Source organism: Stieleria sp., from assembly GCF_041595215.1.
GTDB classification, from domain to species: domain Bacteria; phylum Planctomycetota; class Planctomycetia; order Pirellulales; family Pirellulaceae; genus Stieleria; species Stieleria magnilauensis.
This window is the reverse complement of record NZ_JBFHKV010000229.1, coordinates 1-9,336: the sequence shown is the minus strand read 5'-3', so window position 1 is coordinate 9,336 and position 9,336 is coordinate 1. Positions and strand designations below refer to the sequence as shown.

At 59.9% G+C, this 9,336-nt stretch carries 7 protein-coding genes; 1 reads left to right on the top strand and 6 read right to left on the bottom strand.

The window, feature by feature from the left end; translation table 11 throughout:
• Positions 1-216 precede the first annotated feature (216 nt).
• From ABX749_RS11225 to glgP, 5 genes are all read right to left on the bottom strand, one after another.
• Positions 217-1,482, bottom strand: a complete 1,266-nt coding sequence (locus ABX749_RS11225; protein ID WP_145217505.1) for a DUF1559 domain-containing protein — start codon at positions 1,480-1,482, stop codon at positions 217-219.
• Positions 1,483-1,967: 485 nt separating this feature from the next.
• The gene (locus tag ABX749_RS11220) at positions 1,968-2,114 is read right to left on the bottom strand and encodes a hypothetical protein (protein ID WP_372896062.1); all 147 of its coding nucleotides are present in this window, start codon (positions 2,112-2,114) and stop codon (positions 1,968-1,970) included.
• A gap of 49 nt (positions 2,115-2,163) precedes the next feature.
• Positions 2,164-2,346 carry a hypothetical protein gene (locus tag ABX749_RS11215; protein ID WP_145217508.1) on the bottom strand — a complete coding sequence of 61 codons (183 nt, stop codon included), beginning with the start codon at positions 2,344-2,346 and terminating at the stop codon, positions 2,164-2,166.
• 222 nt (positions 2,347-2,568) lie between these two features.
• Positions 2,569-3,699, bottom strand: coding sequence for a glycerate kinase (locus ABX749_RS11210; protein WP_372896061.1), 1,131 nt, complete (start codon positions 3,697-3,699; stop codon positions 2,569-2,571).
• A gap of 113 nt (positions 3,700-3,812) precedes the next feature.
• On the bottom strand, positions 3,813-6,035 hold the full coding sequence (glgP, locus tag ABX749_RS11205; protein WP_372896060.1) for an alpha-glucan family phosphorylase: 2,223 nt from the start codon (positions 6,033-6,035) through the stop codon (positions 3,813-3,815).
• A 268-nt stretch (positions 6,036-6,303) separates the two neighbouring features.
• On the opposite strand from glgP, the gene ABX749_RS11200 reads away from it, so the two are divergent.
• Positions 6,304-7,428 (top strand): acyl-CoA dehydrogenase, encoded by a 1,125-nt coding sequence (locus ABX749_RS11200; RefSeq protein ID WP_372896059.1) that lies wholly within the window; start codon positions 6,304-6,306, stop codon positions 7,426-7,428.
• A gap of 72 nt (positions 7,429-7,500) precedes the next feature.
• Here the strand turns inward: ABX749_RS11200 and asnS are convergent, their stop codons facing one another.
• A complete protein-coding gene (gene asnS, locus ABX749_RS11195) occupies positions 7,501-8,895 on the bottom strand; it encodes an asparagine--tRNA ligase (protein ID WP_372896058.1) in 1,395 nt (464 codons plus the stop codon).
• Between the last annotated feature and the right edge of the window lie 441 nt (positions 8,896-9,336).

The window sequence follows — 9,336 nt, the reverse complement described above, 5'->3', positions numbered from 1 at the left end:
TTCAGGCGCATCCCCACGCGCTGCGAAGCAGCAAGACACGCGGCTAAAGCCTGCACATCGGCGCACGTTGGTGTCCAGCCTTCAGGCGCATCCCCACGCGCTGCGAAGCAGCAAGACGCGCGGCTAAAGCCTGCACACCGGCGCGGCAAAAAAAAAATCCTCGCCCATGTTTGATGGGCGAGGATGCGATTGAATTCGAAGCGAACGCGAAGCCGCTTACTGGTTGAGTTGCTCTTGGATCGTTTCGCCGGAGGCTTTGGTTCCCAACGCGCCCCACAACCCGTAAGGGCTGACTTGACCGGGGCTTCTCGGTCCGCCGCCTGCGTTGCGTCGCACTGCACCGGCGTGAGAGTCACCCGCTTCGACCGAATCGGTCATGAAGACCACGGCACCATCGACCATCAAGATGTGAGCTCCGCCTTGGTGGTTGCTGCTCGGCGGCATCGTTCCGGGACCATCGATCCACTGCCCGACACAAACCTCTCGGTTCGGTGGCAACACCGTGAACACCTGCGTGCAGTGGGCACGGAAGTTCGCCCATGCGGCACCACGAGCTTCGTGGTTGTTTTGGCTCAGCACTTCGGGATTGTTGCAGTCCGCACCACCGTTGCACCAAAACTTGGGACGATCCGGGTCGATCTCGTTGTTGTCCGCACACAAGGACGGGTTGTTGTTGACCTGGTTCCCGCCGCGACGGTTCCAAGAGGCCGCGGTTCGAATGTCACGGTCACCCAAGTCCGTTTTGATTTCGCCCATCGCGATGGTGTTGGACAAGCCGTCCAGGATGTCACGGAACTTCGCCGCCCTGCGAATCATGAACGCACCCCGGCTGACGGAATTAAAGTTCCGGACTCCACCGGCCCCATTCGGCGTCAGATCTCCACGCTTCAACGCGTGGTGCCAAGGACTCGGCGAGTCGCCCATGCAGACCGCATAGTTGGTCCGTCCCAGTGCGGGCAGCCCAGTGCCGGGGTCGCTGGGGCAACGCAGCGTCGGAATCTCCGTCGACCACGGGATATACCCTGGGTTTCGGGAAAAGTTGCGAGGGTTGGGCCCCATCGCAGGCCAACGCTGCGGGTTGGTCAATCCGGTGGTGCCGGGAGGCGCCGCGCCGGTGACCGTCTTGGTGCTGGGGTTGGAAACTTCCGCCCAAATTCCCTGCTGCTCGAAGAACGCCGTCAGCGGGACCAAGGCGCTCAAGCACTCGTGGTTGGCATCGTTACCCGTCCGCCACCAGCGATTGTTTTGCAAACCGATTCCCGTTCCGCCGCCATGCACGGGTAACTGCTTGAAGGCCGAATGATAGTTGTGGACCGCAATCCCGATTTGCTTGAAATTGTTACTGCAGCTCATCCGACGAGCTGCTTCACGGGCGGCTTGGACTGCGGGTAACAGCAATCCGACAAGAATACCGATAATGGCGATGACGACGAGGAGTTCGACAAGCGTGAACCCTGAAGTCCTTCTGAATCGTTGATTCATAGACCGTTCCTTTGGATAAGGGGATAAGAAAAGCGATGGCGCCAGCCTAACAAAGAAATCCTTCCCGTTAGCAAGAAAAATCTCGTTTTCGGCGAAACCAGCCCCCCGGAATAATGGAGGGGGCCATCAAACCGCCCCTCTCCATCACATCTGTGTGGTCGACAATGGGGAACGGCTCGGCCGACGCAGCGGCTGCACATGGGTGCAGTGCCAAGAGAGGACGCGTCAGGCCCCATCGATTCCCGCCCTTCGTCCCGAATGAGCGCAGCGAACGAGACGACGCCATCGTGGCATGCCCCCCTCGACGCCAGGACAAGGCATGCCGCCGTTCGCCCGAGACCTCGTCGTGTGGTAGCGGTGAGGGCCTGTTTTTAGAGGGCCTGTTTGTAGACCAGGGCAAGGCCCGTAGGCTCGCGCCAAACGGCTGATCATCCATGGACATCAGCCGGTTCGCGCCAGCGCGAGCGGCACCTATCAATGTCGATTTAGCGGGATGGGTCTCTCGCTCGGGACGGCACCGGCGTGAATGCCTGGGCGCCGTTTTCGGAAAGCGATCCGCTGCGTCGTTTCGCCGCGGCAACGAAACGCGGACGCGGCAGCATCAGCCCACCGGCGCCGCCGCGGTTCATCATCAACGATTCAGAGCGACGTCGCCGTTTGGCAGCGACATCCAGCCCAGAATCACTGCATCGATTTTTCCATTTCAGCGTTGTATTCTTCCTCGGTCATTCCCGCCATCGCTGGGTCTTCCTCTTCAACGGGAGGAGCTTCAATCACTTGAGTTTCGCCGCTGCCACCGCAACCGGTCAGCGAAAGCGTCGTGAAACACAAAGCAGCCATCCACAACCAAGCAAACTTTTTCATCGGTTAAACCTTTCAGAATAAAATGAGTCAGAACGCGCGTGCTGGGCAGTGGGGCATCCTTGAACAGATGCCGTCTGCGTCAGCCGCGTTTGCACTCACCATAACTCACCGCCGGCCGCAACGCGAGCAGCGTGCCGATCCGACCGGGACGATTTTTTTTCAGTCGCGGCAACCGAACAGGCTCAGTCTGGCCCGAAGCGTTGTCGCCCCGTTTCAGTAACGTCAGCCCGCCTTCAGCAATTGCTCCGCGGCATCGATCAGCAACGTCTTGGCTTGACGGATCGTTTCGCCCACCGATCGGCCCGGGTCGTGAATCTGTCGCACTCGGGTCAGCCCCAGGTCCTCGACCGATGCATTCTCAAGCGCCAACACGCCACACAGCGCCGCGACCGGCACGTGATACTTTTCTCCGACGTCGGCAACCCCGCGAACCAGTTTCCCGTAGGCGGTTTGATCATCGATCTTGCCTTCGCCGGTGACGATCCAATCGATGGTGCCGCCGGACAACAAAGATTCCACCCCGGTCAGCGAGAGCACAAACTCGATCCCCGAGAGGAACTCGGCGTGCAAAAACGCCTTCAATCCGTACCCGGTTCCTCCGGCAGCGCCGGCTCCCGGAACGTCGGCGACGTCCAATTGCAACTCTCGTTGGACGGTTTGCTGCAGTCGATCCAGGCCGCGATCGAGTCGCACGATCATCGTTTGGTCGGCACCTTTTTGCGGCCCGTAGACGGCAGCCGCTCCTTCAGGACCCAGCAGAGGGTTGGCGACATCGTTGATCGCGAAAACGCGAGCCGACGAGAGTTCAGGCAGCACACCGGACGCATCGATCGAAGCGATTTGCTCCAGCGCCCCGCCGATCGACGGCAGCGTCGCACCATCGGCATCGAGAAATCGGTAGCCGAGGGCTTCGGCAATTCCGATGCCGCCGTCATTGGTTGCGCTACCGCCCAGGCCGATGTAAAGCGTTTTGGCACCGCGGCGCAAGGCGTCGGCGATCAGCGTGCCGGTTCCCAGCGTCGATGTCCGCGAGGGGTCGCGTTCTTCGGCCGCCAGTAGTTCCATCCCCGATGCCCGAGCCATTTCGATGTATGCCGTGCCGCGACTCGCGTCAAACCCATAGTCCGCCTGGATCGGACGACCGAGTGGATCGGTCGTCTGGCAACCGATCGCTTCGACGGACGCATCGCTCTTGCGAATCGCATCGAGAAACCCGTCGCCACCATCGGACGCCGTGATCGAATGGATCTGGATCCCCGAGTCGAACCGCCGCAGCCCCGTCTCGATCGCTTCGATGACTTCGGTTCCCGTCAGCGAACCTTTGAATTTATCGGGGATGATCAAGACATTCATTGGAGCCCACGCGGCGGAGACGGATAACAAGTTTCAAGTTTCAAGTCGCTAACAGCTAACAACTAACAGCTAATCGCTAACAGCTAATCGCTAACAGCTAATCGCTAACAGCCTCACCGATACCGCATTTCACACGTCACACCACCGGCGGCCCAGACGTAGGATTTCGCGGTGTAATCGGCCACCATGCGATGGCTGCTGAATCGCCACGCCAGTGTGCTGATGCTGTTCATCATGCGTTTGATCCAAAACTTCGGCAGCCCGTCACTGTCACGCGTGTAGAAACACGGGATCACTTGTTCTTCCAGCGTTTTGTAGAGGGCTTCGCCATCGCGTTGATCAGTGATTTCGTCACTGACGTGTGAGCGGCCGTTGCCGATGGCGAATCCGTTGGAGCCGTTGAAGGCTTCGCCCCACCAGCCGTCCAGGATGCTGCAATTGAGACCGCCGTTGAGCACGACTTTCTGGCCGCTCGTCCCACTCGCTTCCAACGGGCGACGGGGATTGTTCAACCACACGTCGACGCCTTGAATCAAATGACGGCAGACGTTGATGTCATAGTCTTCGACGAAGGCGACGCGACCGGCGAAGCGGGGATCGTGCCGCAGGTTGGCGATCTCTTGAATGAATTTCTTGCCGGGTTCATCTTTCGGGTGGGCCTTCCCCGCGTAGATCAATTGCACCGGACGGTCGCTGTTGCCGAGCAGTTCGGCGATCCGATCAATGTCGCTGAACAACAGATTGGCACGTTTGTAGGTCGCGAATCGGCGGCCAAACCCGATCGTCAAGATCCGCGGGTCCAGGATGTGTCGCGCCGCTTCGACCACGCTGTCACTTTCGCCACGCCGTCGGCATTGTCGGCTGAAGCGACGTCGCACGAACGAAACCAAGTTGTGTTTGAGTGAATTGTGCGTTTCCCATAGTTCGCCGGGGTCGACGTCGTGGATCGCTTGCCAGGCATCGGGTTCCTGCAGCCGGTGCTTCCAGTCGGTGTGGAAGTGCTTGTCGTACAACGTTTGCATTTGAACGGCTAACCAACTGGCCACGTGCACGCCGTTGGTGATGTGTCCGATCGGCACTTCATTCTCGGCGCGGTCGGGCCACATCGATTGCCACATGCGGCGCGAGACGACGCCATGCAGACTACTGACCGCGTTGGCGCATCGGCTCATCTTGAACCCGATCACCGTCATGCAAAAGGATTCGTTGTCGTTGTCGGGATCGACACGGCCCAGGGCGAGCAATTGTTTTTGGCTGATGCCGAGGGAATCGCGGAGCGGCCCCAAGTGTTCTTCGACCAAGGCGGGTGGGAAACGGTCATGTCCGGCGGGCACGGGAGTGTGTGTGGTGAAGCAGGTGGCGCGGGCCGACAACTGGACGGCGTCTTCGAACGTCATCCCGTCGTTGTCCATCAACTGTTTGACGACTTGCAAGGCGCCGAACGCGGAGTGTCCTTCGTTGAGGTGATAGACGCCGGGGTCGATCCCGAGTGCGGCCAACGCCTTGACGCCGCCCACGCCCAAGACCAGTTCCTGACGGATTCGCGTGCGTTCATCGCCACCGTACAAGCGGCTGGTCAATTCGCGGTCTTCCGGCTTGTTGCCATCGACGTTGCAATCGAGCAGATACAAACGCACCCGTCCGACATGCATCAGCCAGACTTTGGCCAGCAGTTGTCCGTCGCGGGTGTCGATCGCCACCGTCAACGGTTGGCCGTCTGAATCCAACGCCGCTTGGATCGGCAGATTTTCGATCTTCGTTTCCAGGTAATCTTCACCTTGGAAACCGTCTTCGTCCAAGTACTGGCGAAAATAGCCTTGGCTGTAATACAGCCCGACGCCGACCAACGGGACGCCCAAACCCGAAGCGCTTTTAATATGGTCGCCCGCCAGCACGCCCAACCCGCCGCTGTAGATCGGAATCGATTCGTGAATCCCAAACTCGGCCGAAAAATATGCGACCGGCTTGGCCCCCAACACACCGGCGTTGGTCGACGCCCAGGTTTGAGAGGAATTGAGGTACTCTTGCAGGCGACGGTAGGCGTAATTGATGCGGCTGTGGAGCACTAACTCGCCGGCGCGGTCGGCCAGTCGCTCCGGCGTCATCTCACGCAACAAGGCCACCGGGTTATGTCCGAGTTGTCGCCAGCGAATCGGATCGACGTCACGAAAGATCGCGTCGCATTCCGGATGCCAGCTCCACCAAAGGTTGTTAGCAAGCGTCCAGAGCTTGCCATACAAGTCGTCTGCATGACTGAGTTCGCTCACGAAATCCGACGTCCCCGCTGCAGGGTTAGACGAGATATTTTTGGTGGGCGGCAATTCGGTTTGGCTCATAGCGATCCCGTCGCACAATGTAGAGAAGTCAGTGTCGCACTTAGCGAACGTTCCTGAAGGGCTCAGGACTCTGTTGTCGACCACTTGCCCCCACGAATCAAGCAACGGTCGTCGCAGGGGCGGGCAATCTTCCAAAGTTTCCGGACTGGGGTGTCGTCAAACGGTTTGGTTTTCCCCTACAACCTTGCCAACTCGCCGCAAAACGTCCAACCTAACGATCTCCGTCCAGGCAATCTCGGCCCCTGGCTCCTTTTGCAACACTCCCGACATGCGTCATTCCACCACAAGCGCCGACTTCGAGTCTTTGTTGGAGACACTCGCCTCGCAAGCATCCAGATGGCGGACGACGAGTGATTGGCCTGCGGACTCGCTATTGCGATGCGGCCAGCACGGCATCTTTGGCGGCCTTAGCGGGATCTCTCCGACGTGGACCGACCAGCCGATTTGGACCGCGGTCGATCAAATCGAGACGCTGATTGGTCTGGCCCGGGCGGACTTGTTGACCACCTTTGTGATCACTCAGCATGTCGGCGCGATCAAACGGATCGCGGCGTCGGATCGGCTGGCCGCTGGCGGCAACGCTGCCAGCGTCTTACAAGAATCCGTGCTGCCGACGCTGATCGATGGCACGACGATCGCGTCGGTGGGCATCAGTCATTTGACGACCAGCCGCTTGCACTTGGGACGCCCCGCCGTCGTCGCAACTGCGGCTGAGCAGCTTGGCGAATCGGGCTATCGCCTGTCGGGCACCATTCCCTGGGTCACCGGAGCACCCGCGGTCGGGTACGTCGTCGTCGGCGCGACATGCGAGGACGCGACGCAGATCCTGGTCCTGATCCATCCGTCGGACGAAGGCGTCCAACCCGGCCGCGGCGCAGAAATGGTCGCCATGTCGGCCAGCTGCACCGATGCGATCGAGCTGCACGATGTCTTTGTCCCCGAGGGGCGAGTGCTCTCAGGTCCTCGTCAAAACGTTTTGACTCCGGCCAAACCGAACGGATCCGCCCCGACCGGGGCCGGCGGACTGCAGACCTCCGCACTCGCACTCGGTTTGTCCTACGCGGCGCTGGAGTATCTGCGTGAGGAATCCAGCCGGCGAGGCAACCTGATCCCGATCGTGGACCGATTCAATGACGAACACCAACGGCTGCACCAGACGATTCGAGCAGCCGCGGGAGGAGACAGCGGTCAGGATTCAGCAGCCATCCGGACACTGGCCAACGGCTTGGTCCAGCGGACGACCAACGCCGCCATGACGACCGCCAAAGGAGCCGGAATGATGATCGATCATCCGATCGGTCGCTGGTGCCAGCAGGCATTGTTCTTTCTCGTCTGGAGCTGCCCCCAACCGGTCGCCGACGCACACCTCTGCGAACTAGCAGGATTGGACTAAAGAAAAGGCAGAATAATAGAAGCGGCAGCCGGACCACCGCACGTTTTCTCCTTGTCTCCTTGTCTCCCCCTCTCAAAACTCCGCACTCCCCGGCGTCCTGGGAAACGGGATCACGTCGCGGATGTTTGCCATCCCGGTGACGTATTGAACGGCGCGTTCCAGCCCCAGGCCGAATCCGGCGTGCGGGACCGTTCCATACTTCCTCAGGTCAAGGTACCACCAATAGTCGTCTTCGCTGAGTGATTGTTCGGCCATGCGTTTGCGGAGCACGTCCAAGCGTTCTTCGCGTTGGCTGCCCCCGATGATTTCGCCCACGCCCGGCACCAGCACATCCATCGCGGCGACTGTTTTTGCATCCTCACTGACTCGCATGTAGAACGGTTTGATCGTTGCGGGGTAGTCGGTCAGAATCAACGGGCCGCCGACATGCTTCTCGGTCAAGTAGCGTTCATGTTCGGCTTGCAGGTCACTGCCCCAGGCGATCTCGTAGTCGAACTTCTGCCCCGACGATTCCAACACCTTGATCGCTTCGGTGTACGTCATGTGTTGGAACGGTTGGTCGATCACGCCGCGGATCTGGTCAATTTTTCCCTTCTCGATCCGTTGATCAAAGAACTCCATGTCTTCCCCGCAACACTGCAAGCATTCGGAGAACACTTGCTTGAGAAACTGTTCGGCGAGTTGCATGTTGTCGGCCAAGTCAAAGAACGCCGCTTCGGGTTCGATCATCCAGAACTCCGCCAGATGCCGACTCGTGTTGCTGTTTTCGGCGCGAAAGGTCGGGCCGAAGGTGTAGATCCGTCCCAGCGAGGTCGCATAGGTTTCGCCTTCGAGTTGCCCGCTGACGGTCAGGAAGGTCGGCTTGTCGAAGAAATCGAAGGAGAAATCGACCGGCCCGCCGGACTTGGCCAATCGTTCCAAGTCCAGTGTGGTGACGCGGAACATCTCGCCGGCACCCTCACAGTCGCTGGCGGTGATGATCGGCGTGTTGACGTACAGGAATCCGTTTTCGTGAAAGAAGCGGTGAATCGATTGACAGATCTGGTCGCGGACTCGCATCACCGCGCCGAGCGTGTTGGTGCGGGTACGCAGGTGTGCCCATTCACGCAGTTTTTCGAACGAGTGCCGTTTTTTCTGCAGCGGATACGTTTCCGGGTCGGCCCAGCCGAGGACGCGGACGGTGCTGGCGTGCAGTTCGGTGGCTTGCCCCTTGGCCGGGGAGGCTTGCAATTGGCCGCGAACGACGACGCTGCAGCCGGCGGTCAACTTTTGGATTTCGCTGGCGTAGTTGTCCAGCTCACCCGGTGCGACGACCTGCAGGTTGCCCAGCGAAGATCCGTCGTTGATTTCGATGAAGCTGAAACCGCCTTTGCTATCACGGCGTGTCCGAACCCAGCCGCGGATCTCACAGGGACGGCCGGCCGACTCGGCAAGACGAGCTTGTTTGACGGGAATCCAATCACTCATTGCGGCGCACTTCTTCTAGGGGATGGAGTCGTGACGGGGTGGAGCAAAGCGGCTGGGGAACACTACCGGCCCATCGAGTCGATGGCAATGTGGGAATCGATCTTGCATCGATTTCCCCGCCCCACCTATGTTGCCAAAGTATTTTGTCGCACACCCCTCCACAAGATGATTGCGCCATGGACGGCAGTTGGAACGAAAATCGAACTCGTGTTTCGAATTCACGTCATTCACTTCTTCGTCGGCGACGCACGGGTCTTCGTCGGCCAGGCACGGGCATCACCTTCGCCGCGCTGATTCCCCTGATCGCGACGATGGTCCTGGCCGGTTCCGGCGACCTCCGTGCCGACGAGGCGGAATGGATCTGGGCGCACGGCACGACGGCGGAACAGCCGATCGCGTTGGGCGCGCAGTGTTTTTTCCGCAAACCGATCAACCTGCGGG